This window comes from Chryseobacterium sp. KMC2, assembly GCF_016756935.1.
Taxonomy (GTDB): domain Bacteria; phylum Bacteroidota; class Bacteroidia; order Flavobacteriales; family Weeksellaceae; genus Chryseobacterium; species Chryseobacterium rhizosphaerae.
The window spans coordinates 307,816-333,729 of the sequence record NZ_JAESIT010000003.1; the positions used below are offsets into that span (position 1 = coordinate 307,816).

23 protein-coding genes and 1 riboswitch are annotated in these 25,914 nt (G+C 35.4%); of the genes, 15 read left to right on the forward strand and 8 right to left on the reverse strand.

Annotation, left to right across the window (positions count from 1 at the left end; translation table 11 throughout):
* Positions 1 to 28 precede the first annotated feature (28 nt).
* From JML65_RS05530 to recJ, 4 genes are all read right to left on the reverse strand, one after another.
* The gene (locus tag JML65_RS05530; RefSeq protein ID WP_202270144.1) at positions 29 to 2,290 is read right to left on the reverse strand and encodes an outer membrane beta-barrel family protein; all 2,262 of its coding nucleotides are present in this window, start codon (positions 2,288 to 2,290) and stop codon (positions 29 to 31) included.
* A gap of 243 nt (positions 2,291 to 2,533) precedes the next feature.
* Positions 2,534 to 2,872 carry a DUF3817 domain-containing protein gene (locus JML65_RS05535; protein ID WP_202270145.1) on the reverse strand — a complete coding sequence of 113 codons (339 nt, stop codon included), beginning with the start codon at positions 2,870 to 2,872 and terminating at the stop codon, positions 2,534 to 2,536.
* Between the two features lie 84 nt (positions 2,873 to 2,956).
* On the reverse strand, positions 2,957 to 3,541 hold the full coding sequence (nadD, locus tag JML65_RS05540) for a nicotinate (nicotinamide) nucleotide adenylyltransferase (RefSeq protein WP_047491538.1): 585 nt from the start codon (positions 3,539 to 3,541) through the stop codon (positions 2,957 to 2,959).
* Between the two features lie 135 nt (positions 3,542 to 3,676).
* A complete protein-coding gene (gene recJ, locus JML65_RS05545) occupies positions 3,677 to 5,389 on the reverse strand; it encodes a single-stranded-DNA-specific exonuclease RecJ (RefSeq protein ID WP_047491540.1) in 1,713 nt (570 codons plus the stop codon).
* 109 nt (positions 5,390 to 5,498) lie between these two features.
* Here recJ and JML65_RS05550 point away from each other — a divergent pair, with 109 nt between their 5' ends.
* Positions 5,499 to 6,311 carry a M48 family metalloprotease gene (locus JML65_RS05550; RefSeq protein WP_047491542.1) on the forward strand — a complete coding sequence of 271 codons (813 nt, stop codon included), beginning with the start codon at positions 5,499 to 5,501 and terminating at the stop codon, positions 6,309 to 6,311.
* An 80-nt stretch (positions 6,312 to 6,391) separates the two neighbouring features.
* On the opposite strand, the gene JML65_RS05555 is transcribed toward JML65_RS05550, so the two are convergent.
* Positions 6,392 to 8,014: an ABC-F family ATP-binding cassette domain-containing protein gene (locus tag JML65_RS05555; RefSeq protein ID WP_047491545.1), complete on the reverse strand. Its 1,623-nt coding sequence runs from the start codon at positions 8,012 to 8,014 to the stop codon at positions 6,392 to 6,394.
* 121 nt (positions 8,015 to 8,135) lie between these two features.
* Between JML65_RS05555 and smpB the strand changes: the two genes are divergently transcribed.
* The 5 genes from smpB to JML65_RS05580 all read left to right on the forward strand — a co-directional run bounded on the left by smpB (position 8,136) and on the right by JML65_RS05580 (position 12,872).
* A complete protein-coding gene (smpB, locus tag JML65_RS05560; protein WP_047491663.1) occupies positions 8,136 to 8,594 on the forward strand; it encodes an SsrA-binding protein SmpB in 459 nt (152 codons plus the stop codon).
* Between the two features lie 77 nt (positions 8,595 to 8,671).
* The gene (locus JML65_RS05565; protein WP_202270146.1) at positions 8,672 to 10,183 is read left to right on the forward strand and encodes an OmpA family protein; all 1,512 of its coding nucleotides are present in this window, start codon (positions 8,672 to 8,674) and stop codon (positions 10,181 to 10,183) included.
* Positions 10,184 to 10,277: 94 nt separating this feature from the next.
* Positions 10,278 to 11,018, forward strand: coding sequence for a YebC/PmpR family DNA-binding transcriptional regulator (locus tag JML65_RS05570; protein ID WP_047491550.1), 741 nt, complete (start codon positions 10,278 to 10,280; stop codon positions 11,016 to 11,018).
* Positions 11,019 to 11,075: 57 nt separating this feature from the next.
* Positions 11,076 to 11,900: a UDP-2,3-diacylglucosamine diphosphatase gene (locus JML65_RS05575; protein ID WP_047491555.1), complete on the forward strand. Its 825-nt coding sequence runs from the start codon at positions 11,076 to 11,078 to the stop codon at positions 11,898 to 11,900.
* The gene (locus JML65_RS05580) at positions 11,901 to 12,872 is read left to right on the forward strand and encodes a glycosyltransferase family protein (protein WP_202270147.1); all 972 of its coding nucleotides are present in this window, start codon (positions 11,901 to 11,903) and stop codon (positions 12,870 to 12,872) included. It begins immediately after the preceding gene.
* Here JML65_RS05580 and JML65_RS05585 read toward each other — a convergent pair.
* Positions 12,861 to 13,151 carry a GNAT family N-acetyltransferase gene (locus JML65_RS05585; protein WP_084086596.1) on the reverse strand — a complete coding sequence of 97 codons (291 nt, stop codon included), beginning with the start codon at positions 13,149 to 13,151 and terminating at the stop codon, positions 12,861 to 12,863. The two genes, JML65_RS05580 and JML65_RS05585, sit on opposite strands and share 12 nt — an antisense overlap.
* Positions 13,152 to 13,316: 165 nt before the next feature.
* The gene (locus JML65_RS05590) at positions 13,317 to 14,066 is read right to left on the reverse strand and encodes an RDD family protein (RefSeq protein WP_202270148.1); all 750 of its coding nucleotides are present in this window, start codon (positions 14,064 to 14,066) and stop codon (positions 13,317 to 13,319) included.
* A gap of 28 nt (positions 14,067 to 14,094) precedes the next feature.
* Here JML65_RS05590 and JML65_RS05595 point away from each other — a divergent pair, with 28 nt between their 5' ends.
* From JML65_RS05595 to JML65_RS05630, 8 genes are all read left to right on the forward strand, one after another.
* Positions 14,095 to 15,078 carry a stage II sporulation protein M gene (locus JML65_RS05595; protein ID WP_047491566.1) on the forward strand — a complete coding sequence of 328 codons (984 nt, stop codon included), beginning with the start codon at positions 14,095 to 14,097 and terminating at the stop codon, positions 15,076 to 15,078.
* Positions 15,062 to 16,024 carry a DUF4013 domain-containing protein gene (locus JML65_RS05600; RefSeq protein WP_084086598.1) on the forward strand — a complete coding sequence of 321 codons (963 nt, stop codon included), beginning with the start codon at positions 15,062 to 15,064 and terminating at the stop codon, positions 16,022 to 16,024. The genes JML65_RS05595 and JML65_RS05600 overlap by 17 nt, the downstream gene beginning before the upstream one ends.
* Positions 16,017 to 16,805 (forward strand): DUF4129 domain-containing protein, encoded by a 789-nt coding sequence (locus tag JML65_RS05605; protein ID WP_202270149.1) that lies wholly within the window; start codon positions 16,017 to 16,019, stop codon positions 16,803 to 16,805. Before JML65_RS05600 ends, JML65_RS05605 begins: the two co-directional genes overlap by 8 nt.
* Positions 16,806 to 16,818: 13 nt before the next feature.
* Positions 16,819 to 17,979 (forward strand): hypothetical protein, encoded by a 1,161-nt coding sequence (locus JML65_RS05610; RefSeq protein WP_084086600.1) that lies wholly within the window; start codon positions 16,819 to 16,821, stop codon positions 17,977 to 17,979.
* Between the two features lie 64 nt (positions 17,980 to 18,043).
* Entirely contained in the window at positions 18,044 to 19,075 is a 1,032-nt protein-coding gene (locus JML65_RS05615; RefSeq protein ID WP_202270150.1) for an AAA family ATPase, read from the forward strand.
* A gap of 70 nt (positions 19,076 to 19,145) precedes the next feature.
* Positions 19,146 to 20,468: a DUF58 domain-containing protein gene (locus JML65_RS05620; protein ID WP_202270151.1), complete on the forward strand. Its 1,323-nt coding sequence runs from the start codon at positions 19,146 to 19,148 to the stop codon at positions 20,466 to 20,468.
* Positions 20,469 to 20,499: 31 nt separating this feature from the next.
* Positions 20,500 to 21,438: a proline dehydrogenase family protein gene (locus tag JML65_RS05625; RefSeq protein ID WP_202270152.1), complete on the forward strand. Its 939-nt coding sequence runs from the start codon at positions 20,500 to 20,502 to the stop codon at positions 21,436 to 21,438.
* Positions 21,439 to 21,511: 73 nt separating this feature from the next.
* Positions 21,512 to 21,931, forward strand: a complete 420-nt coding sequence (locus tag JML65_RS05630) for an OsmC family protein (protein ID WP_047491591.1) — start codon at positions 21,512 to 21,514, stop codon at positions 21,929 to 21,931.
* Positions 21,932 to 22,001: 70 nt separating this feature from the next.
* Here the strand turns inward: JML65_RS05630 and JML65_RS05635 are convergent, their stop codons facing one another.
* A complete protein-coding gene (locus JML65_RS05635) occupies positions 22,002 to 24,617 on the reverse strand; it encodes an MGH1-like glycoside hydrolase domain-containing protein (protein ID WP_202270153.1) in 2,616 nt (871 codons plus the stop codon).
* Positions 24,618 to 24,804: 187 nt separating this feature from the next.
* A riboswitch (SAM riboswitch) is annotated at positions 24,805 to 24,912 on the forward strand.
* A gap of 59 nt (positions 24,913 to 24,971) precedes the next feature.
* Between JML65_RS05635 and JML65_RS05640 the strand changes: the two genes are divergently transcribed.
* On the forward strand, positions 24,972 to 25,910 hold the full coding sequence (locus JML65_RS05640) for an alpha/beta fold hydrolase (RefSeq protein WP_202270154.1): 939 nt from the start codon (positions 24,972 to 24,974) through the stop codon (positions 25,908 to 25,910).
* Positions 25,911 to 25,914 lie beyond the last annotated feature (4 nt).

Here is a 25,914-nt window from a genome sequence, read left to right on the forward strand (position 1 = left end):
GTGAGTGATGTATGGTCGTGTTAAAAGCTTATGTTCTTGATTTTACAGCATCGTTCGCTGATTTCATTTCCCTTGCTTTTTTCAGTTTCTGATTCCCGAAATTGTAGGTAACCCCGATACTCAGTAGTCTTGGATAGTTGAAGTTGGTTATATTATTATATGTTCCGTTAGGTTGTATTCCGTTAACTCTATAAAAACTTTGGTTAAAAAGGTCATTGACTTCCGCTATAACAGTCCAGTCACCAATAATTTTCTTCAGACTGATATCGAAACTTTGTCTTGCCCCAATCACACCACCTTCCATTGCCACTTTACTTGCGAAAAAGTAATTGACACCTAAGAACCAGTCTTTTTTGGAAGAAAGGCGAACCGTATTATTAAGGGTAGCAGACATATTGTAGTTTTTAACATCAATAATGTAAGGTTCAAGGACTTCTGTTTCTTCAGGAGTCGGTGCCGATGTAGGATCTTCCAGTACTGCACCTTTATAAGTAACATAGCCTAAGTTGACAGAATAATTGGTCGTCCATATGTCTTTGAACCATGATTTGTTCATACCAAGGGTTAAGCTAAGCTCCCTGTTGCTTCCATAATTGGTTCTTATATATCTCAGGAATTTTGTGGTTTCCATGATCTTATTACCATTATTGTCATATATGATGTTACCATTTTCATCTTTTTTAGGAGCGGTGACCGTTCCCTGCAACGGAAGCAGATCAGAAGCAGAAGCATCTTCTACCATATTAAAACTCAAATTAGCATAGTAGGCATTCTTATACATATAATTCAGTTCCTGGTTATAGAACTTTGAAGCCAATATAAATGGATTGTTCTGGGTATAATTTGTAGGAGTGAAATATGTTCTGGAAGGGTTCAGTTCCCAGAATCTCGGTCTTCGGATTCTGCTGGAAAAAGTATAGCTTAGATTATGGTCCGAATTGATAGCATAATTTAAATTCAGATAAGGCAACAGGTTATTATAATTTCTTTCAAATCCTGTTTTGTCAAGGATATCTCCTGTACTTCTGGTCATTTCGTAACGGGCTCCCACTTTTCCGGATAACTTTTCAGTCAGCTTTCTTTCATAGTTTAAATAAATTCCTAAAATATTCTCTTTATAAATGAAATGATTGGTCTGTTTGGGATCTACTACAAAATCATCATTTTTTAGTCTTTCCTGTCTGGTATCATTATCCGTATTTGTGTGATTGTAGCTGATTCCCATCAACCAGGTTGCGCCTTTAGATGTTTTTTTCAGATAATCTATATTGGCTGCATAGTTGTTGATGATTTGCGGTACAGACTGATACAGGGCTGAATATTTGTTATCAGGATCACTGTCTAATGGGAAGCTTTCATTAAAGCTAGCTTTGTCTCTGTTGAACCAAAGATAAGATACATTAGAAGTAAGCTTACTGCCCAGAGAGTCTGTCTTTATTTCATAATTTAAATTAAACGTATGATTTCTGGTCTGCGCATCCTCATTATTTACAGTTCTGTTGGTTAAAGCCCCGTCCTGCCAATTGGTTATATCCAGAATAGAATGGAAACTTTTATTATATCTCATATTGTAAGAGAACCCGATGCTTTGTTTCTTATTGATCTCATAATCAACATTGAATCCTCCGCCGAAGTTTTTGTTGGGATCATCATTGTATCCGAAAGACTCATTTCTAAAACTAGGATCACCGTTAGACAAGGTATATTTTTGTCTCTCTGTCCAGCTTCCCATTCTGAAATTTGAGTTTCCGGACCACTTGCCCTGTCTGAAATTAAAAGAGGCACCGGCTGATGGATTATTGTAATACCCTTGTTCATTATTCATCTTCATGGTTCCGTTGTAGCCATTATTTTTATTCTTTTTCATGACAATATTGATCACTCCTTCCTTAGATTCTACCTGGAATTCACTTCCCGGAACAGTAATCACCTCAATTTTCTGAATATCTTCTGATGGAGTAGACTTCAGCATTTCAATCAATGCCTCGGAATCCATATTTGATTTTTTGTTGTTGATATAAATAATCGCATCAGACTTTCCTAAGATCTTCAGTGTTTTTCCGTCTATACTGGAAATCATTGGAGTTTGCTTCAAAAGATTGAAAGTATTGGTTCCTTTAGCAATTGGGGAAGATGCTACATCGTAAACAAGACGGTCTCCCTGTTTTTTGAAAACCTGCTTCTTGATATTGACCGCTTCAATATTCTTTACTTTCAGGCTATCCTTAGATTGCTGGGCACTAATGAATCCGCTGAAAAATAGGGCTGCAATTAGAATTTGAGTTTTCATGATCATTATTTTTTAATTGGTAATAGCTTGTATGGGTTATTATTTAACATTGCAAAGATATATAATAAAAACAGTATCATGCAATACAAAGTACTTAAAAATAATATTAAATAATTGTAAACAATTGATTGTCAGTTGATAAAATTTAAATTATTTTTTTTGTTGCTTCGCCTTTCTACATGATAAGACAACCATAACAATGATTTTGTTACAGGAAAATGTAAAATTTTATGAAAAATAAATTTATTCTCTGTCGAAACGGGCCAGCTTTTTGTCTATCCAAATCGTGGCAAAAGGAAAAAATGCGGCAATTAATGAGAAGACGCTGTCTTCATCATCCCATTCATATATTTTTCTTATGGCAGGTAAAAATATCAGGTACAGTGTAAAGAAAAATCCGTGAATACTGCCGATAGTACTGATGTACACAATTGGAAATACACCTTCGGGATCAATGCGTATCCAAGTCATTGCTGTGAATAGAAAAAACCATGAAATAGCTTCAGCCAGACAGATCTGCTTAAACCATCTGATTACTTTTTCCTGAGGATATTTTGAGAAAATTTTTTCGAGAAATTCCATGTCTTAAGATATGAGTGATGAATGATAAGTAATGGATGAAAGCCTGAGCTCTAATTCCTAAAACCTATTTCCTGAATTGCAAAATTACTTATAAAAACTGCTTCCGTCCAAATATTCAAAAACTTCAGGAGGCAGCATAGGTCTCACATTTTTTCCGTCTTTGAGCATATTTCGGATTTCTGTCGCCGAAAGTTCTATTACCGGAGCTTTGATCAGTGAAATATTTTCATGTTGCAGATACTCAGAATCTTTCTTTTCACCTTCAAAAACTCTTGGATAAACAATAATATGATGGTTTTTAATAAGGATATCAGAGTTTTTCCACTTGTGAAGGTTATCCAGATTATCCTCTCCCATAATAAGGCTGAAAGAATACTCCGGATACTTTTCATGAAGATAGGTAAGGGTATCAATGGTATAGCTTGGTTTGGGAAGAGAAAACTCAACATTAGAGGCTCTCATATTGGGGTAGTTTTTTACCGCAAGCTGTACCATATCCAGTCTGTTATGATCGTTCAGCAGAGATTTTTTGTCTTTAAAAGGGTTTTGGGGGCTTACCACAAACCATAATTCATCCATATCAGAATTTTCCAAAATGTAATTGGCCAGAATAAGATGTCCGATATGTATGGGATTAAAAGATCCGAAAAATAAACCGATTTTTTTCATTTTTTAAAGTAACAGGTCGCAGATAATAGGTTATAGTAATAGAATTATCAATATAATATTTAGACTCTTTTAGGCTTTGCAGGAAATTATTCTATTTTGGTTTCTGTTCCCTGATCATCTAATCCCTGCAACTTATTAGTCTCTAAACTTTACATCTTTTATATTCAGGTAATGGGTCACATTGCCTTTCCAGTGGTTTTCTTCCAACGTGAAGGCAAGGTCAAAATTTTTATGCTTAAAATCTTCTGCAAAAGGTCCCAACTTGAAGCCTACACATTCAATATTTCGGCCTGTGGTCTCTTGCTTGATATAAAACTTAAGGTGATTGTTATCTTTTCCCATAGTCTTTACATATCCGGCAAGTTTCTGATTGGTCAGGGTGAAAATAGGTTTCATATTATGAGGTCCAAAAGGAGCCAGTTTCCGGTGGAAATTGATAAACTCTCTGTTGATTTCATTAATGTTAATCTCACAATCAATACTAATGGAAGGCTCTTTTTGATGCTCCTGTATCTTTTCGGAAACAATTCTTTCAAATTTTTCCTTGAAAGCATCAAATTTATCTTTTTCCATAGAAAGTCCGGCTGCCGCATGATGGCCACCAAATTTCAGAAAATATTCAGAACACATATCAAGAGCTTCGTGGACATCAAAATCCGAAACAGATCTTGCTGAAGCTACCATTTCTCCATTGTTTCCGTTTGTAAATACCAAAGTCGGTTTATAGTAGGTTTCAATAAGCCTTGAAGCTACAATACCAATGACTCCCTTATTCCATTCAGGATGGTAAACAATGGTAGTATGTTTAGTTTCTTGCTGAGATTCAATAATTTGATTCAAAGCAGAAAGAGTAGAGTTCATATCCAGTTCACGCCTTTCATCGTTCAGATCCATAATATCACTGACAATTTGATTGGCGTGCTTCAGATTATCAGAAACCATAAGCTCTACTGCAGCTTTACCATGGGATATTCTCCCTGCAGCATTAATTTTAGGAGCAATTTCAAAAACAATATTTGAAATCTCAAAATGAGAAAGTTTATCTTCAGGAATGAGTAATCTTAACCCTAAATTTCTGGTTTTTCTGAGAATTTTTAGTCCCATTTTAGCCAGTACTCTGTTTTCTCCCGTCATAGATACTATGTCGGCAGCAATAGAAATAGCAAGAAGGTCAGTAAGTTCAAATAATTCTGCTTCCGGAAGTTTATAAATGGTGTTAAGCCCCTGGCAAAGCTTAAATCCTACACCACATCCTGAAAGTTCTTTGAACGGATACCTGCAGTCATTTCTCTTAGGATCCAGAACAGCTACAGCATTGGGAATTTCTTCACCGGGAAGGTGATGGTCACAAATGATAAAATCAATACCAAGATCTTTGGCATATTGTATCATATCAATAGCCTTGATCCCGCAGTCTAATGCAATAATCAATGAAAATCCATTCTCTTTGGCAAAGTCTATTCCCTCCGTAGAAATTCCATATCCTTCAGAATTTCTGTCCGGAATATAATAATCCAGGTATTTTTTCTCTACAATTTTGCTGAGGTAAAGATACATCAGAGCTACTGCTGTAGTTCCATCTACATCGTAGTCTCCATATACCAATATCTTTTCTCCATTCTCAATAGCGGTTGCAATACGCTCTACAGCTTTTTGCATATCTGCCATTAAAAAAGGATTGTGTATATCGTTAAGGTTCGGTTTGAAAAATTCTCTGGCCTTTTGATAATTGTCAATTCCTCTTAGAACAAGAAGCTTAGATTCAAAAGTACCAAAACCAAGTGACGAACTTAGTCCGTCCACAACTTCCTCATCGGGTTCGGGTTTATAAATCCATTTTTGACTCATTTCACAAAAATAAGGAAAAAAAATAGCATTCTGAAATGATGGGAAGTGAAGTTTTTACATTAATGTTGTTAAAAATTGGCTACATTTGCTGTCCAAATTTTGAATAGTTATGAAAAAAATTACTTTATGTTTAATGTTTTTAGGAACAGCGTATTCTGTCAATGCCCAGAAAATTAACTTGGGAAAAGCAGCCGGAATAGTTTCTAATGGTGCAAAAGCTCTATCGTTTACCAACGAAGATGCAATCAAATTATCCAAAGAATCTGTAGATTGGATGGATAAAAATAATCAAGTAGCAGGACCGAAAGATCCATATACTGTAAGATTGAATAAATTATTTGGAAAGCACAAATCTCAGGATGGTCTGAATCTGAATTATAAGGTGTATAAAGTGAAAGATATCAATGCTTTTGCTTGTGCAGACGGAAGTGTACGTGTGTTTTCTTCATTAATGGATATCATGTCAGATAATGAATTATTAGCTGTAATCGGTCATGAAATCGGTCACGTGAAAAACCAGGATACAAAAGATGCTATGAAATCTGCCTATCTGAAAGCAGCTGCATTGGATGCCGCGTCTTCAGCATCTTCACAAGTTGCTACTCTTAATGATAGTCAGGTTGGAAAAATGGCTAATGCATTTTTAGATGCTTCTCACAGTAAGAAACAAGAATCTGAAGCCGATACCTATTCATATGACTTCATGAAGACCAATAAATATGATGTTGTAGGAGCGTATACAGCTTTTAAGAAGCTAGCATTGCTTTCACAGGGAAGTACACAAACCGGTTTTGAAAAAATGTTCAACTCTCATCCTGATAGCGAAAAAAGAGCACAGGCTATTAAGAAAAAAGCAGAAAAAGACGGATTATGGAAAGATCCGGGAACGGTTTCCATTCCAACGACAAAACTGACGAAATAATTATTTTATTTATTGTTAAAAAAAATACCTCAAAGTAATTCTTTGAGGTATTTTTATATCAACACGAGTGTTTTTTCAGATTAAGAATACATCTGTTCTCTTAATTCTTTTACTTTTTTATCACCAAGATACTCGTCATAAGTCATTTCTCTGTCGATAATTCCTTTAGGAGTCAACTCAATGATTCTGTTACAGACTGTTGAAAGCATCTCGTGGTCATGAGAAGACAACATGATATTTCCCTTAAAGTTGGATAAAGAGTTGTTTAATGTGGTAATACTTTCAAGGTCTAAGTGGTTTGTAGGTTCATCCAATAAAAGAATATTTGCTTTCTGAAGCATCATTCTGCTGAACATACATCTCATTTTTTCCCCTCCTGAAAGTACCTTACAAGATTTCAACGCTTCATCACCTGAGAAAAGCATTCTTCCTAAGAATCCTCTTACGAACTCTTCATGACGCTCTTCATCATTCTTTGTGAATTGTCTTAACCAGTCAACTAAACTAAGATCTTCCTGGAAGAAATTGGTGTTGTCTAAAGGCATGTGAGACTGAGTGGTAGTAACTCCCCAAGCCACAGCTCCTTTATCAGCTTCAGTATTACCAGCTAAAATTTCAAAAAATTCAGTTATTGCTAAAGAGTTTTTTGAAAGTACCGCTACTTTATCACCTTTCTTAAGGTTTAAGTCAATATTGGAGAATAATAATTCGCCGTCTTTTGTTTTTTCAAGACCTTTTACATCTAAAATCTGATCTCCGGCTTCTCTTTCCATTTCGAAAATGATAGCAGGATATCTTCTTGAAGATGGCTTAATATCATCAATATTTAATTTATCGATCATTTTCTTTCTTGCTGTAGCTTGTTTAGCTTTAGCAACGTTTGAACTGAATCGGGCAATGAAATCCTGAAGTTCCTTTTTCTTCTCTTCCGCTTTTTTATTAGCCTGAGCTCTTTGTCTTGTAGCTAGCTGAGATGCCTGATACCAGAAAGAGTAGTTACCTGTATAAAGGTTAAGTTTAGCATAATCTAAATCTCCAATGTGCGTACAAACCGTATCCAGGAAGTGACGGTCGTGAGAAACCACAATTACTGTATTTTCGTAATCAGCAAGGAAATCTTCTAACCATGAAATGGTATCAATATCAAGGTCATTCGTAGGTTCATCCAGAATCAATACATCTGGGTTACCAAAAAGAGCCTGAGCCAAAAGAACCTTTACTTTGTCTTTGTTCTCAAGTTCACTCATCATTTGCCAGTGCATATCATCTTTAACACCTACATTGGAAAGCATGGTCTGTGCATCAGATTCAGCAGTCCATCCACCCATTTCGTCATAAATTACGCCCAGTTCCCCGGCCTTAATTCCGTCTTCATCGGAGAAATCTTCTTTTGCGTATAACGCATCCATTTCCTCCTTTATCTCAAATAATTTTTTGTTTCCTCTCAAAACAGCTTCCAGAACAGTATACTGATCATAAGCAAAGTGATCCTGCTCTAAAACTGACATTCTTTTTCCCGGCTCCAGAGATACATGTCCTGTTGTTGGATCTTGCTTTCCTGTTAATATTTTAAGGAATGTAGACTTTCCTGCACCGTTTGCTCCGATGATCCCGTAGCAGTTTCCTTTGGTAAACATAATATTTACCTCGTCAAAAAGAACTCTTTTCCCGAATTGTAAAGATAAGTTAGATACTGTTAACATATAGTTTTGTAAATTTGGCGCAAAATTACGAAAAGAATTTGGGTATTTTGTAATAATATAATAGTCAAGTTTTTAAATGTATCGTATTTTTTCTATATTTCATTAACGAAATTTTAAAATGATGAAGATTGAAAAAACAGTTAGCATATTAAATAGAAGAGCCCGTTTTGAATATGAAATTCTCGAAGAATATGAAGCGGGAATGGTTTTGACGGGTACAGAAATAAAATCTTTACGTTCTTCAAAAGCATCCATAACAGAATCCTTCTGTCAGTTTATTGATGGGGAGTTATACATCATTAATATGATGATTGATGAGTATAAATTGGGAACTTTTTACAACCACAAAACAAAAAGGGAACGGAAATTGCTCTTGCACAAAAAAGAATTGCAAAAACTTGAAAAAAAGTTAAAAGATGCAGGGAATACAATTATTCCATTAAAATTATATATCACTGACAGGGGGAAAGCAAAGGTGCTTATTGCGTTGGGTAGAGGGAAAAAACTCTTTGATAAAAGAGAGTCCATAAAAGATAGAGAAAATAAACGGAACCTGGACAGAATATTAAAGAAAAGTTAAAAATCATTTGAAAAACTTTGTATATAAAGAAAAATTATATTTATTTTGCATTATCAATTATTTAATCATTTAATTCTATGAAAAATCTAAAATTAGGAATTTCAGCATTGGCGCTTACTGTAGCCTCTACTGTTTTCGCGCAGACGACCAACAATCCGTGGTTAATCGGAGTTGGTGCTCATGCAGAAAACCATGTAGCAGCAAGAAGTGGCTTCGGTAATACGTTCTCTGCTAAAAATTTGACAAAGAGTATGTTCAATATGAACAATTTCTCTATTACACCTCCATTATCTAAGTTAACAGTTGCTAGAAACGTTGGAAAAGGTTTAGTGATTGACTGGCAAACTTCTGTTGGAAATGTTGAAAACAAAAGATTCAACATGGGGAAAGAATTTTTCTTGATGACAGGTCTTGGTTTCCAGGCTCACGCTGCAGGTCTTTTATGGAACGAAGAATCTTGGTTTGATCCATATTTAAGAGTTGGTGCTAACTACCTTAGACATGATTATACTGCACTTTCTTTCCCAAGAGTAAGCGTAGATGATAACGGTAACCCAATCGAAACTGTTACAAACGGAAAAGATGGAAACGAGAATGGTAAAGCTAACCACTTTGCTGTAGCTACAGGTGCTGGTGCTAACTTCTGGGTAACTAAGAACTTCGGTCTTGGTATTCAAGGTGATTATGTATCAACTCCAGGTGATAAATCTACTGTTGCTAACTTCTGGCAAGCTTCTGCATCTATCTTATTTAGATTCGGAAACAGAGATAGAGATAAGGATGGTATCTTAGATAAAGACGATCTTTGTCCAGATACTCCAGGTTTACCAGAATTCCAGGGATGTCCTGATACTGACGGTGACGGAGTTCCAGATAAAGACGATCAATGTCCAGATGTTGCTGGTCCAGTTGAAAACAATGGTTGTCCTTGGCCAGATACAGACGGTGACGGTGTAATCGACAAAGATGACGCTTGTCCTACTGTAGCAGGTCCTGCTGAAAACAACGGTTGTCCTTGGCCAGATACAGACGGTGACGGTATCTTAGATAAAGATGATGCTTGTCCTACTGTTCCAGGTCTTCCAGAATACAACGGATGTCCTAAGCCAGAAAAAGTAATCAGTGATGAAGCTACTGGTGCTCTTAAAGGAATCTTGTTCAACTTTAACAAGGCTACTATCAGACCAGAATCTAATGGTAAATTAGATGACGCTGCTAAGATCATTAAGCAATCTTCTAACGGTACTTTCTTAGTAACTGGTCACACAGATGCTAAAGGTGCTGCTGCTTACAACTTGAAACTTTCAAGAGAAAGAGCTGCTTCTGTAGTGGGTGCTCTTGAATCTAGAGGAGTTAACGCTAATCAGTTGAAATCTACTGGTGTTGGTTCTAGAGATGCTAAAGTTTCTGCTAAAGCTTCAGATGATGAAAGAATGGTTGACAGAAAAGTAGTTGTTGAAGCAGTAAATGGTGCTGCTTGGGACGCTCTTAAGAAGTCTGACCTAGAAGTTGTAGAGAAGAAAGCTGTAGTGAAAAAAGCTAAAAAAGCTCCAGCTAAGAAAAAAGCTCCAGCTAAAAAGAAAAAATAATTAATTTTTCTAAATAATGAATACCTCCAATTTGATTGGAGGTATTTTTTTTTTGTTGACTTTTAGTTAATTTTGTTGAAAATTTAAAATTAAAATGGGAAGAGCATTTGAATATAGAAAAGCTTCTAAAATGGCCAGATGGGATAAGATGGCCAAAACATTCTCCAAAATAGGTAAAGATATTGCACTGGCTGTAAAAGCAGGTGGAACAGACCCTGAGGCTAATCCGGCCTTAAGAAGATGCATCCAGAATGCTAAAGGGGCTAATATGCCTAAAGATAATGTAGAGAGAGCTATTAAAAAAGCAAGTGGGGCTGATGCTGAAAACTACGAGGAGATCACTTACGAAGGTTACGGACAAGGAGGAGTTGCTTTCTTTGTAGAATGTACTACAAATAATACAACCAGAACGGTAGCGAATGTAAGAGCTATTTTCAATAAGTTTGACGGAAACCTTGGGAAGAATGGTGAATTAGCTTTCATTTTCGACAGAAAAGGAATCTTTACCCTTGATCTGGCTCAAGTGAAAATGGACTGGGATGATTTCGAAATGGAAATGATCGATGGGGGAGCTGAAGATGTAGAAAAAGATGAAGATGAAGTAATGATTACAACAGCGTTTGAAGATTTCGGTTCTTTATCTCACAAGTTAGATGAACTTGGAATTGAAGCTAAAAGTGCAGAACTTCAGAGAATTCCAAACAATACAAAAGAAGTAAACGAAGAGCAGTTCAAAGCTAATATGAAGATGCTTGACCGTTTCGAAGAGGATGATGATGTGCAGAACATTTACCATAATATGGAAATGACCGAAGAGCTGATGAACTCTTTATAAAAAATAATATAGCATTCATATACAGTTAACTTTCAATTAGTTTCTTTGTATAAAACTATGAAAAGAAACGTTGAATTAGTAGTTATATCGGATGTTCATTTGGGAACTTATGGATGTAAGGCTAAGGAATTGTTGAGATATCTCAATTCTATCCAACCCGAAACGCTAGTTTTGAATGGTGATATCATTGATATCTGGCAATTCAAAAAGTCTTACTTCCCTAAACCTCATTTGAAAGTGATCAGAAAAATCCTTTCATTTGCTACCAAAGACACAGATGTCTATTATATTACAGGCAATCATGATGAAATGTTCCGCAAGTTTACTGATTTTGAATTAGGAAAACTTAAGGTCTGCAATAAAATCTGCCTTGAAATTGACCAAAAAAAAACCTGGATCTTTCATGGTGATGTTTTCGATGCATCAGTCCAACATTCCAAATGGATTGCCAAGCTTGGAGGAAAAGGATACGATCTTTTAATTATCATCAATAACGTTGTCAATTGGTTTTTAGAAAAAATGGGTAAAGAAAAATATTCATTTTCAAAAAAAATCAAAAATAATGTGAAAAAAGCGATAAAGTATATCGGAGATTTCGAGCTTACCGCTTCTGAACTGGCTATAGATAATCATTACGACTATGTGGTCTGTGGTCATATTCATCAGCCTCAGATTCGTGAAGTTGTTACTAAAAAAGGATCCTGTACCTATCTGAATTCCGGTGATTGGATAGAAAATTTATCTGCATTGGAATATAATCAGAAAAAATGGAGTATCTTTTACTACGACGAGCATAAACATCTGCTGAAAGATGATGAAGCTGAAGAAATTCAGGAGATGGATAACTCTGACCTTTTAAAAATCGTAACCAATTTCACCTAAATGAAAGTTTTGTATGCATTTCAAGGAACCGGAAATGGTCATGTGGCCAGGGCACAGGAAATAATTCCTATTCTTAAAAAATATGCTTCGGTAGACACACTTATCAGTGGTCATCAATCGCAATTAAAGGCTGATTTTGACATCAACTTCCAATACAAAGGTATTTCTCTGCTTTATAACAAAACAGGTGGTTTATCCTATCGCAAAACGTTTACCGAGAATAAATTTCTGGAGGCAGTCAAAACAATAAAAGAGCTGGAGCTTTCTAAATATGATTTAATCATCAATGATTATGAACCTCTAACGGGATGGGCTTCCAAATTAAAGAAGTTGCCCATGATAGAGCTGAGTCATCAGGCATCAATGAGTTTTGCGGAAACCCCAAAGCCTGAAAAGAAAGATTTTCTGGGAGAAATGATCCTGAAGTATTATGTTCCCAGTGAAAGAAAGATAGGTTTTCATTTTGAAAACTATCACCCTCAAATCAAGAAACCGGTTATCAGAAAGAAAATCAGAAACCTGAATCCTTACAAACAGGGATATTATTTGGTTTATCTTCCCAGTTTTGCGGATGAAAATATTATTAAAATTCTCAGAAAAATTCCTGTAGAGTGGAAGGTGTTCTCAAAATACAGCAAGGTACAGGTTAAAGTAAAAAACGTTGAAGTATTTCCAATAGACGAAAGCCAGTATCTGAAATATTTTGAAGGCTGCGAGGGAATTCTATGCAATGCAGGCTTTGAAACTCCGGCTGAAGCCCTTTTTATGGATAAAAAACTATTCGTAATCCCTATTCACAATCAATATGAGCAGGAATGTAATGCCTGTGCTTTAGATAAAATGGGAATTCCTAATTCTAAAGTTTTAAACCTACAGGAAATTATGGAATGGGTAGCTTCTGATCATCATTTAGAAGTACACTACCCAAACGATATTGAGGATATTCTGCTGAATGATGTTTTAATTCTTTAATAGAATATCATCTACATCATTCATTCTCATCATTACTGATCTTGCATACGAACAGTGGGGGTATACTTGCCAGCTATTTTCTCTGGCAAACTTGATGGCTTCTTCTACCAGATATTTCCCCATTCCTCTTCCTTCAAATTCAGGGTGAACCAATACGAAAGAAATAATCAGTTTATGATCTTCAGGGAAAATGGTATACGTAAGTCTTCCTACTTCCTTTATTTCATTGTTTAAAGTAAGCACTCCGCCGTTTCCGGATTTATTGTTTTCAAAATTCATGATGTAAGGCTTTATGACTAAAGATACAAAAATTGCACCACTGGGTAGTATGGGTAATGGATGATAAGTAATGGGTAATCGTAAAATAATCTCTGTCCTGAATTTTTACAGGATATTTCCAAATTGATCATTCCCTTAAGATGCAAATTAATGATTGCCGTATTGTTAAGTATCTTTCCCGGTGTAGTAGTTGTAATCTTTAATAATTACATTAATAAATTGTCTTTCCGTCATTTGGGTAGCATCTATTTCCAGTTTTAAAATACTTTTGATTTTATTGGAAAGCTTAGTGATGATCTGACGGTCATCTATTTTCAATGCCTTGGTATAATTGTCTTTAATAATTCTCATATCGTTATCACTTAATGCAATAACCTGAGGAAAAGAAGGAATGTAATCCTCGTGAATATTTTCGAGAATAGTATGAGAGATATTAATATTGTTTTTTAAAGAAATCACTGCTGTTCCGGAAGCGATATCTCCCAGGCGCTGATTGTTTTTAGTGATAATCATGGAAACCAAACCTACTACTCCTGCAAAAGATACATCAACGAGCCTGAAAATCCACCGGATCATATAATCTCCAAAGCTGGCCTGATAACCATCAATTTTTACCACTCTTATTTTCATCAGTTTTTTACCCGGAGTTTGACCTTCCGTTAAACTCTCAAACACAACAGGATAAATGTAAGTTGGAAATGTAAGCACAATATAAACGGCCATTACAGACCATTGATCGAGGCCGCTCAATAAGTATCCCAAATCCAAAATATTAAAAAAAGTATAAAATACGATAACAACAAAAGCAACCCTTATCAAAAGGTCAATAATAAATGCAAGCATTCTTTCTCCTACACTGGCCGTATTGAAGTTAATATTTACATTTTGTGAAGTATTTATCGCAATTTGAGACATAATTTTTATTATTTTAGCCTTTACAATTATGAGAGAAGTTTATTTCATTAAACAAAATAAAGAAAAATGGTTGGGAATAGAACAGGTTATTCAAGGAAAAATTAAAAAAAATCCTGATGACCTGTCTTCATTGTATATTAATTTGATCAATGACCTGTCTTTTGCACAGACGTACTATCCCAAAAGCAATACAACCGTTTATTTAAACCACTTGTCTTCTCAGATTTTTCAGAAAATTTATAAAACAAAAAGAGTAGAAGAGAACCGGTTGATTTACTTTTTCCGGACAGAAGTTCCATTATTGGTTTATCAGTATAGAAGATACCTGATGTATGCTTTTCTTTTTTTTATTCTGTTTACTTCGATAGGCGTGCTTTCTGCTATCTATGATAAAGATTTCGCAAATATTATTCTTGGAGAAAGCTATGTAAATGAAACTATTGAAAATATAAAAAACAATAATGCTGTAGGAATCTATCAAAGCGGGTCTACATGGGGAAGTACTATAGGAATTATCTTTAATAACATCCAGGTAGGTGCCAAATTATACATGTATGGTATTGCAGGAGGAGTGGGAACCTTGTTTGCCCTTCTTTCCAACAGTGTCATGCTGGGTTCTTTTCAGTATTTTTTCTACGAGTATGGAGCACTGAAAGAGAGTGCACGGGGAATATGGCTCCATGGAGTCTTTGAAATTTTTGCTATGGTGGTAGAAGCTATGTGTGGATTGATTTTGGGCGCTTCTATTTTGTTTCCCGGAACTTTTTCAAGGTTTAATTCTTTTAAAAGGGGATTTAAAGATTCATTTAAAATATTTTTGAGTACCATTCCATTCACTATTTGTGCAGGAATTATTGAAGGATATGTGACAAGACATGCTTTGAAAATGCCTTTGGCTTTAAACATAGTCATTATTTTCAGTTCACTTGCAATTATTGGGTTTTACTATTTTGTATATCCATCAATTGTCAATAAAAAAATTAATAACCAAATCAATGATACAGTTTTATAAAAAAAGAGATTTTGGAACTTTTATAAGTGACAGTTTCAATTTTTTCAAGTTATATGGGAAAAACTATTTCAAAAGTTATCTTTTGATTAATGGTTTATTGTTAATTCTCATGGTAACTGTGGTGGTTTTCGGATATAAAGAGCTTTTTTCCCAGCTTTTCGGATCCAATCTTGGCGGTGATACCTACTATTTTGAGCAATATTTTTCAGAAAATGGAGGAATGCTGATTGCTGTGGGATTACTCACATTTTTACTTTTTATGATTCTGGCCATCGTCAATTATCTGTTTCCTGTTTTCTATATGAAGAGAATTGCACAGGGGGCGGAACATATAAAAACAGATGAAATTCTGAGTGACTTTAAAAATAATGCTGGAAAAATAGCGAAGCTCTGTCTTGGAATTATTTTTATTGTAGCACCGCTGGCTATGTTTGTGATTGGGTTTTCCTATCTCCTGATATTCGTTGTAATTGGTTTTTTTCTTATATTTCTTGTGTATCCCACGATATTTAATGTCACTACATTTCTGATGTATGATTATTTTAATTCGTCCAGAGGTTTTTTTGAAAGTTTGAGCTACTCGATGAGGGCACAGTTTTCCTATCCGAACGGAAGTGAAAAATCTCCATACTGGAAGTATTGGGGAGCGGCGTTTGTGATGGTTATTATTATTTCTATTGTCGCTTCATTTTTTACCTATATCCCGATGATATTTTTTTACGGATCAATCCTTACGACTGCTCCGGATGCAAACTTTGAACAAAATCCTTTTACCGGGGCGTTAGGTATCGCTTTTTTTGTATTTTATGGTATTTCAATGCTTCTCTCATTCTTTCTTTCCAATCTGATGTATATCAATGGAGGATTGATGTATTATGATAGCAGAACAGATCTTCATCAAAAAGTAGAACTTGAAGAAATAGACACGATAGGTAGTCATGAATAAATTTCTGTTTTTCATACTGTTTTTTTTATCTCTGGAATTGGTTAATGCTCAGGAGAATAATCCCGTGGATGATTATTTGGGAGATTCTTTGAGCACAAGTCATTACCACAGTATGCTGCGTGCAGATTCTGTATTGATGAAAAATCCGGTATCTGAAAATAGGGTGTATTCAAAGGAATTCAAAGAGAATATCCCTGCAAGATATAAAGGTAAAGAATATGACTATTCTGTAACGAAACCAAGAGAATCTTTCTGGCAGAAGCTAATGAGAAAAGTTGGACAGCTTTTACAGAGTGTTTTTGGAGAAACAGCTCTTTCCAAATCTGCGGAACTGACAACAGTTCTCATCCGTTTATTTGCCATTATCCTGGTAGGATTTCTTCTCTACTTTATCATCAGATATATGCTCGGAAAAGACGGAAGCTTTATTTTTGGTAGAAAGAATAAAAAAATAAATATTAATGTAGAAGAGCTTCATGAAAATATCCATGAGATTAATTTTCCTGAAAGCATTGCAAAGTTTGAACATGCAGGAGATTACCGTTCTGCGGTGCGTTATCAGTTCTTATTTATTCTTAAAAAATTAAGTGATAAAAAACTGATCAATTGGAATCCTGAAAAAACGAATAAAGATTATACAATGGAGTTAAAAGCTCCGCATCTGAAAAATGAATTTTCAAATCTTGCCCATATCTTCGATTATGTATGGTATGGAGAATTCAATATTGAAGAACAGAGCTATAGAAAATTTAAAAACCAGTATCAGGAGTTTAAACCATAATTAAAGATGAACCATGAATAAAACTTTCAAAATATATGCTGTAATTTTCATCGTTGTGATGGTTATTCTGGCGTTGCTTGAAGTTAACAAAAAAGAAACTACAAACTGGCGCAAAAACTTCGATATTAATGAGAAATCTCCTTTTGGGCTGTTTGTTTTTAATAATGAAGCAAAGGACCTCTTTAAAAATAAACTCAAAAAAATTGAGCAGACACCTTACGAGTATTATAATCAGCATAAAAAAGGTATCCATAACATTGTTGTCATTGAAAATAAGATCGACAAAGAGTCATGGAAGAAAATTCTGGATCAGGTATCCAATGGTTCTGATGCAATGTTGATTATGGAGCGCAGTATGCCCAAAGAAATATCAGACAGTATTGGTTATTATGACTCAGATATTTCTTTTGAAGAAGAGAATGTACTGAAGCTCACCGATAAAAAATATCAGAACGATTTTATTAAACTGGATAAATTTCCGTCTGGAAGAGGTTTTTCATTTATTAAACCCCAGATCGAAATACTCGGTAAGACTGTAGAAAGAAAGAATACAGATCAGGCCAATTTTATTAAAGTGAAATTTGGAAAAGGAAACATCTATGCTCACTGTGAGCCACTTTTCCTCACCAATTACTATCTTCTGAAACCCGGAAATGTAAAATATACACAGGATGTTTTTTCTTATCTTCAGGATAGAGAAACGGTTTGGTTTGTACCCAGCAATACGAAAGCATCACGATTCTTTATGAGATTCGTATTGTCAAATCCTGCTTTGAAATATGCCTGGTGGGTTCTTCTGGGTGGACTTACCCTGTTTATTTTCTTTAATGCTAAAAGAAAGCAGAGAGTGGTAGCCGTTATAGAACCATTGAGAAATACCTCCTTAGATTTTGTAAAAAGCATAGGAAATCTTTATCTTCAGGAAGGTGATTTTCACGATATGATGGCCAAAAAAGCCCAGTACTTTTTAAATAAAGTGAGAATGGACCTGCTGATTGATACCCAGCAATTAGATTCGGAATTTGCTAAAAAACTGCAATTGAAAACCGGAAAAACAATAGAGATGATAGATGAGGCAATAGTACTTATAAAAAAAGCACAGGATCCTTATGCAAGTGTCATGAAAGAAGACCTGGCAAGGATCAATAAACTCCTTGATGAGATCCTGAAATAAAGTAAAATCCTTGCGGACAATTTAAGATAGAACGAAGCCTGTCAAAAAACCAAAGATAAAAATTATGGAAAACCTTGATAACGAAAACATAGAAAATCAAAGCGCTATAAACCTTAATCAAAGCGAAGACCAGTTTCAGTCCAGAATAGATATGATTGAGCTTCGCGCAAGCCTTGATAAAGTAAAATCTGAAATTGGAAAAGTAATTGTAGGGCAGGAGAATATGATAGAGCATCTTTTGGCTGCTCTGCTCTCAAACGGTCATGTTTTGATTGAAGGTGTTCCCGGAGTTGCCAAAACAATTACGGCAAAGCTACTGGCGAAAACGATTGATGTAGGTTTCAGCAGAATTCAGTTTACACCGGATCTTATGCCTTCCGATATTTTAGGAACTTCGGTTTTCAGTGTGAAAAATTCCGAATTTGAATTTAAAAAAGGACCTATTTTCTCCAATTTCATATTAATTGATGAGATCAACAGATCGCCTGCAAAAACGCAGGCAGCTCTTTTTGAGGTGATGGAAGAAAGACAGATTACAATGGATGGTACCCGCTATATAATGGATGAACCGTTCCTTGTGGTAGCGACCCAAAACCCAATAGAACATGAGGGAACATACAGGCTTCCTGAAGCTCAGCTGGACCGTTTCCTATTCAAAATCAATGTAGGATACCCTAATCTTGAGCAGGAAATTGCCATTATCAGGAATCAGCATGAAAGTAAAAAAGAAGATAAAACCGAAGGTGTAAATCATGTAATTACAGCAGGACAGCTGAAAAGCTATCAGCATTTGGTAAAAGAAATCATCGTGGAAGCACAGTTGATGGAATACATTGCTAAAATTATCATCAATACCAGAGAAAATCAGTTTTTATATCTGGGGGCTTCTCCAAGAGCTTCACTGGCACTTCTTACAGCTTCAAAAGCATTTGCTGCATTGAGAGGAAGAGATTTTGTAACTCCTGAAGATATTAAAGAAGCAAGTTATGCTGTTTTACGACACAGAGTAATCGTTTCTCCGGAAAGAGAAATGGAAGGTCTTACAGCAGATGAAATTATCCGTCAAATTTTAGAGGGAATAGAAATTCCTAGATAGGGAAAGAAGGGATTGAAGCTTATAAAATTAGCCTTTAATCTCTAAATCCTAATCCCTTATAACCTAAACAATGAAAAACTTATACATCAATACACGTTTCTTCTTTACGCTCATTGGAGTGGGTGTTCTGTATGTTTTGGCATTTTTCTTCCCGGCATTGATGTGGGCTGCCCACATGGTATTACTACTTTGTTTTCTTGCAGTAATGGTTGATTATCTACTTCTCTTTAATCAGAAAAATGCATTACAGGCTCAAAGAATATTACCGGAGAAATTGTCCAATGGCGACGAAAACTTTGTAAAAATTGATATCAAAAACAATTACAGCTTTAAGATTACCACCAAAATTATTGATGAAATACCTTTCCAGTTTCAGAAAAGAGATTTTTTAATTGAAAAACATATTCATTCCGGGACAAATACTTTCTTTCAGTATACGCTGGAACCTAAAGAAAGAGGAGAATACCATTTTGGAAGTCTGAATGTATATGCTTCCTCACCGTTGGGATTGGTTTCCAAAAGATTTAATTTCCAGAAAGATGCAATGCTACCTTCTTATCCTTCCTTTATCCATCTCAGAAAATATGAATTGATGGCCTTGCAGAGCGAATTTATGCTGGGGGGAATTAAGAAAGTCCGAAAGTTGGGACATACTATGGAGTTTGAACAAATCAAGGATTATGTTCCTGGAGATGATATCAGAACCATCAACTGGAAAGCAACGTCCAAAGCCAATCGTTTAATGGTTAACCAATTTCAGGATGAAAAATCGCAACGTATTTTTATACTGATTGATAAAGGCAGAACAATGAAAATGCCCTTCAATGGATTAAGTCTGCTGGACTATTCTATTAATGCTGCCATGGCATTGTCTCATATTATTTTGAGAAAAGGAGACCGGGCGGGAATGATGACCTTTTCAAAAAAAGCAGAAAATAAAATTGCTGCAGATAATAAGTCCGGACAATTGAAAAAAATATCAGAAGCCCTGTACAATATTAAAACAGACTTTTTTGAAAGTGATTTCAACCGGTTGTATCAGGATGTAAAATACTCACTCAACCAAAGAAGCTTAATTTTACTTTTTACCAATTTTGAGACGCTGGACGGATTAAACCGTCAGCTGAAATATCTTCGTGGAATTGCTAAAAATCACTTGCTGGTAGTTGTATTTTTTAAAAATGCAGAGCTACAGACTTTGAGTAATAAAAATCCTGAAAATATGCAGGAAATATATGATGAGATCGTCGCTGAAAAATTTGAATTTGAAAAGAAACTAATTATTCAGGAGCTTCGTAAATATGGAATTTATACCGTATATACCCTTCCTGAAAACTTGAATATTGATGTTATCAATAAATATTTGGAGATAAAAGCGAGAGGAATTTTATAAAAATAATTTAAATACAAATTAAAAAAATAAAATGGAACTAAAAGAAAAAGCAGGTGCGCTGTTGAAAATAGCAGCACTAAATGAAGGCGCAAAAGAATATATTCTTAACAATCCTGAGCTCTTTAAACTCCTACTGAAAGCAGCTAAAAGATATATTGGGGGTGAAAAGATGGAAGAAGCTTTAGCTACTGTTAAAAGAATTAATGATAAAGGACTTCCCACTTCACTAGAGTTTATGGGGGAAAGTACCCGTTCAGTGGAAGAATCAGAATTGGTAACTCAACATTTCCTTGATTTGATTAATAAGGTGAAAGAAGAGAAGATTAATTCTATCGTTTCTTTGGATTTATCACATATTGGGCTTGCAATAGATAAGGATCTTGCTTATAATAATTTAGTGTTATTAGCGGAATCTGCTCATAAAAAAGATATTGAAATAGTGATTAGCGCAGAAGGAGTTGATAGAACTGATGATATTATTAATACCTATTGTAAAATATCACCTGATTTTTCAAATGTGGGAATTACCCTTCAGGCTTATTTAAACCGTACTCCAAAAGATCTTGAACGAGTATTGAATGAAACACAAGGGAAAATAAGAATTGTAAAAGGTGCTTTTGCTGTTCCTCCAGGACATGCTGTAGAGAGAGGAAAACATTTAGACAACCTATACATTAATTATATTGAAACTCTTTTCCTTAAAAACAGAAGATGTTCTATTGCTACGCACCATAATAAAATTCAAAATAGAGTTAAAGAGCTTATTGAGCAATATGACGTTCCAAAATCTAAGTATGAATTTGAAATGTTACTGGGAATACAGGAAGATCTACTGAATGAAACCTATAAAGAAGGCTACTCATGCAGACAGTATATTGTATATGGTGATGAATGGTATTTGTATATGTGTAACCGGATTGCAGAAAATCCGGATAATCTTTTTCAGGCTATGGTTGATATCATGTCTTAGCCTAAGGTTTAATCCTTAAAGTTTTTTATATTTGAATAAGAATATTAAAAAACCTGAAATATAAATCCGTACAATGAAAATAACACTCAACAGAATAAACGACGACTTTTTATTTGAATGTACAAACTCCCAAGGAAACTCTATCCTTCTGGACAATACTTCCCAGCCGGGAGCTAAGGGGGTATCACCAATGGAAAGTGTACTGATGGCTGTAGCTGGCTGCAGTGGAATAGATGTGGTTTCTATATTAAAGAAGCAGCGTCAGGATATTAAAAATTTTCAGGCAGAAGTGGAAGGGGAGAGAGTGCAGGTGGATGATGCAAAACCTTTTAAATCTATTAAAGTAAAATTCCTTTTGGAAGGAGAAATTGATCCTAAGAAAGCATTAAAAGCGGCAGAATTATCTTTTGAGAAATACTGTTCCGTATCAAAAACCTTAGAACCGAATGTAGAAATCGGATACGAAGTTTTTGTTAATGGAGATAAAATTTAATTCTATTTTCTTTAAAAATAAAAAAAACCGGATGTCTCATCCGGTTTTTTTATGCAGTATAGCGTTTTCTTTAAAATGTAAGTCTGGGTTTAATAAGCTTGGCTACAGTAGCTGTCCATCCTGTCTGATGAGAAGCTCCTACGCCACGGCCATTGTCTCCATGGAAATATTCAAAGAAGGTGATATAATCTCTAAAGTGTTCATCATAATTAAACTTAGGATTTCCACCATTAAAAGCGCGTTGGCCATGTTCATCCTTTAAAAAGATGGAGCAAAGTCTCTTGCTGATATTCTGGGCCACTTCATCAAGGTTCTTCTTATCTCCGCTTCCTGTTGGAAACTCTACTTTAAGACTGTTTCCATAATAGTAATGGAAACGCTGTAAGCTTTCTACAATCAGAAAATTGATAGGAAACCAGATAGGGCCACGCCAGTTGCTGTTTCCTCCAAACATTCTGCTGTCACTTTCTGCAGGAGTATAATAAACCATATTTTCCCTTCCGTGAACAGAGAATACAAATGGATTCTCTTCATATACTTTAGACATGGCACGGATCCCATAAGAACTCAAAAATTCTTTTTCATCCAGCATTCTCGTTAAAACTTTTGTCAGTCTGTTTTTACGGAGGATGCTCATTAAGTGCTTTCTTCCATGGCCTTCCTCATCCCAATGAGAGACAAGTTTAGTGAGTTCAGGTTTGTTTTTTAGTATCCATTCCATTCTGCTTCTGAAATTCGGCATCTTTTCCAGCAATCTATGGTCTACAATTTCTACAGCAAAAAGAGGTATTAATCCTACAATACTTCTTAATCTTAAAGATACGCTGTCTCCGTTTCCAAGCTGAAGAACATCATAGAAAAAACCGTCTTCCTCATTCCACAGGCCTTTAGTGCCTTCACCAAGGTTTTCCATCGCTTCTGCGATATAAAGATAATGTTCAAAAAACTTGATAGCCATATCCTCATATACCTGGTAATATTGGGCCAGCTCCATGGCAATACGCATCATATTTAGTGCGTACATAGCCATCCAGCTCGTTCCGTCGGCTTGTTCAAGATGTTGCCCGTCTTTTAAATCCATATTCCGGTCAAAAGCACCGATATTATCAAGCCCGAGGAAACCGCCTCCGAAGATATTCTTTCCGTTTTTATCCTTTCTGTTCACCCACCAGGTAAAGTTCAGGAGAAGCTTCTGGAATACCTTTTCCAGAAATAAAAGATCCGGTTTTCCGTTATTTTTTTCATCAATTTTAAAAACCCTGAAGCAGGACCATGCATGTACAGGCGGATTTACATCACTCATATTCCATTCATAGGCAGGAAGCTGTCCGTTAGGATGCATATACCATTCCTTGGTCAATAGCAAAAGCTGGCCCTTGGCAAATTCTGCATCTATCATAGATAAGGGTACGCAGTGAAATGCCAGATCCCAGGTAGCATACCACGGATACTCCCACTTATCGGGCATGGAAATAATGTCCTTATTGTGAAGATGATTCCATTCTGTATTTCTTACATATTCATTAAAGTTTCTGGGGGCTTCAAAATTAGGATCACCTTTCAGCCATTTTCCAATATTGTAATGATAAAACTGTTTATTCCAGAGAAGTCCGGCAAAGGCCTGTCTTTGGACATTTCTTTCATCTTCATCCGTGGTGTCATTTTGAATTTCGTGGTAAAATTCTTCAGCTTCATTTTTTCGGGTACTGAAGATCTCATCAAAACTTTGAAAAGGCTCATCAGTTTCATCAGGACATAATCTGAATTCAAAAATCTTACATTCTCCGGATTCAATAAATTCGTCAATCAGAAAAGAAGCTTTTGTTCCCCTCCTCTCAGGATTTACAGTGTCTCCCTGGTGAATAATGAAATCATTAATACCATCTTTGAAATAAGTATTTTCAGTTTTGGGAGCTCCATAAAGCTTAGAAGTATTGGTTTCATTATCACAAAATACACTTTGTGCGTTTCCGTTTCTGGAGTATAGCTTTTTAATTGAAATACTGTCATGACCAATACTAATACTTCCATCATGAGAAGTATGCATTTCACCTCTATAAGTATTGTATCCCCATTTCCAATTGTTTCTGAACCAGGCTGTTGGTGCTACTACAATAGGGGCAGCGTGCTGACTTCGGTTACATACCGTAACCCTTGCCAAGATATCATTATGGTCAGCCTTACAGTATTCAATGAAAATATCAAAATATTCATCGTTGTTGAAGATTCCGGTATCAAAAATTTCATATTCCGGTTCCTTTTTGCTGCGTCTGCCGTTTTCTGTGACAAGATCATCATAAGGAAATGCATTGATCGGATATTTGTAAACCATTTTCATATAGCTATGAGTAGGAGTATTATCCAGATAATAAAATATTTCTTTGATGTCTTCACCATGGTTTCCCTGAGGATTGCTCAGTCCAAAGAATCGCTCTTTTACAATTTTATCTTTCTTGTTCCAAAATGAGAATGCAAAACAGAACAGCTGCTTGACATCGGAAATACCGGCAATACCTTCTTCGCCCCAACGGTAAGCATAGCTCTCCGCATTGTTATGATTGGTAAAGTTCCAGGCATTTCCATTTGAGCTGTAATCTTCACGTACATTTCCCCATTGCCGGTTGCTTACGTAAGGTCCCCAGTTTTTCCATTTGGAATCTTGTAATCTTTCTTTTTCGGAGGTCATATATCATCATTTTCCATACGAAGTTAGTTTTTTTGAAAAGTAATTCCAATTCCTATCATCTGAATAATTCTTAATATAGGCTTGAAACACTTGTATTTATGGGGATATTAAAATATTAAATTAATTTTTTTTTGAAATTAAAAGAAAAAAACTACCTTTGCACCATTCGTTCATTCAAATATTGAAAATGTTATCAAGAAAGGTTGAGGGATTAGACCCTATGAAACCTTAGCAACCCTTTGTGCAAGCAAAGAAGGTGCTACGTTCTACCAAAATTATTTTGGACAGATAACTTACTGAAGTTCTTTTCAGCCATTTCCTGTGGCATTTTCAATTGTATTAAAAATAATAGAATTGAAAACAGAACTAAACTATATTAATCTTTCGTATCAAACCCATTCCAAAAAGGAATACCATATCCCGTTGAGCTATGAGCTTTTCGGGAAAGACTTGTTCACTGCACCTATTATTTTAATCAATCATGCGCTGACCGGAAACTCAAATGTATCCGGAGAAAAAGGCTGGTGGAAACAATTAATTGGCGACGGTCAGGTAGTTGATACAAAAAAGTACACAGTTCTATGTTTTAATATTCCCGGAAACGGCTACGATAATTTTTTAATTGAAGACTATGAAGATTTCACTCCTGCAGATATTGCCAATATCTTTTTGAAAGGACTGGAAATTTTACATATCGAAAACCTATATGCCATTATTGGAGGCTCCTTAGGAGGAGGGATTGCTTGGGAAATGCTTTCCAAGAAGCCCGAGCTTGCAGAAGTATTTATCCCTATTGCCTGTGATTTTAAAACTCATGACTGGCTTCATGCACAATGCCTTGTTCAGAAATTTTTACTGAATGATAAAGATGAACCTCTGCAAAAAGCCAGAATCCATGCCATGTTGTGCTATCGGACTCCACAATCACTCAATGACAGATTTCAAAATAAATACAATAAGGATAAACAACGCTTAGAATCGGAAGACTGGCTGGTTTATCACGGAAATGCTTTAAACGATAGATTTAGTTTAAAAGCGTACAGGCTGATGAATCATCTATTAATGAATATCAATACAGAAGAAGCTATGCTGGAGAAAATCCAGGCCCGAATGCACATGATCTCCGTTGATACAGATTTATTCTTTCCTGCTTCTGAAATCCGAATGTGTTTTGAAAGACTGACAGAGAAAAATAAGAATGTTTCTTATCACGAGATCCAATCAATACATGGGCATGATGCCTTCCTAATGGAATACCAACAATTAAATACTATCATAAAAAATATTTTATAGACTC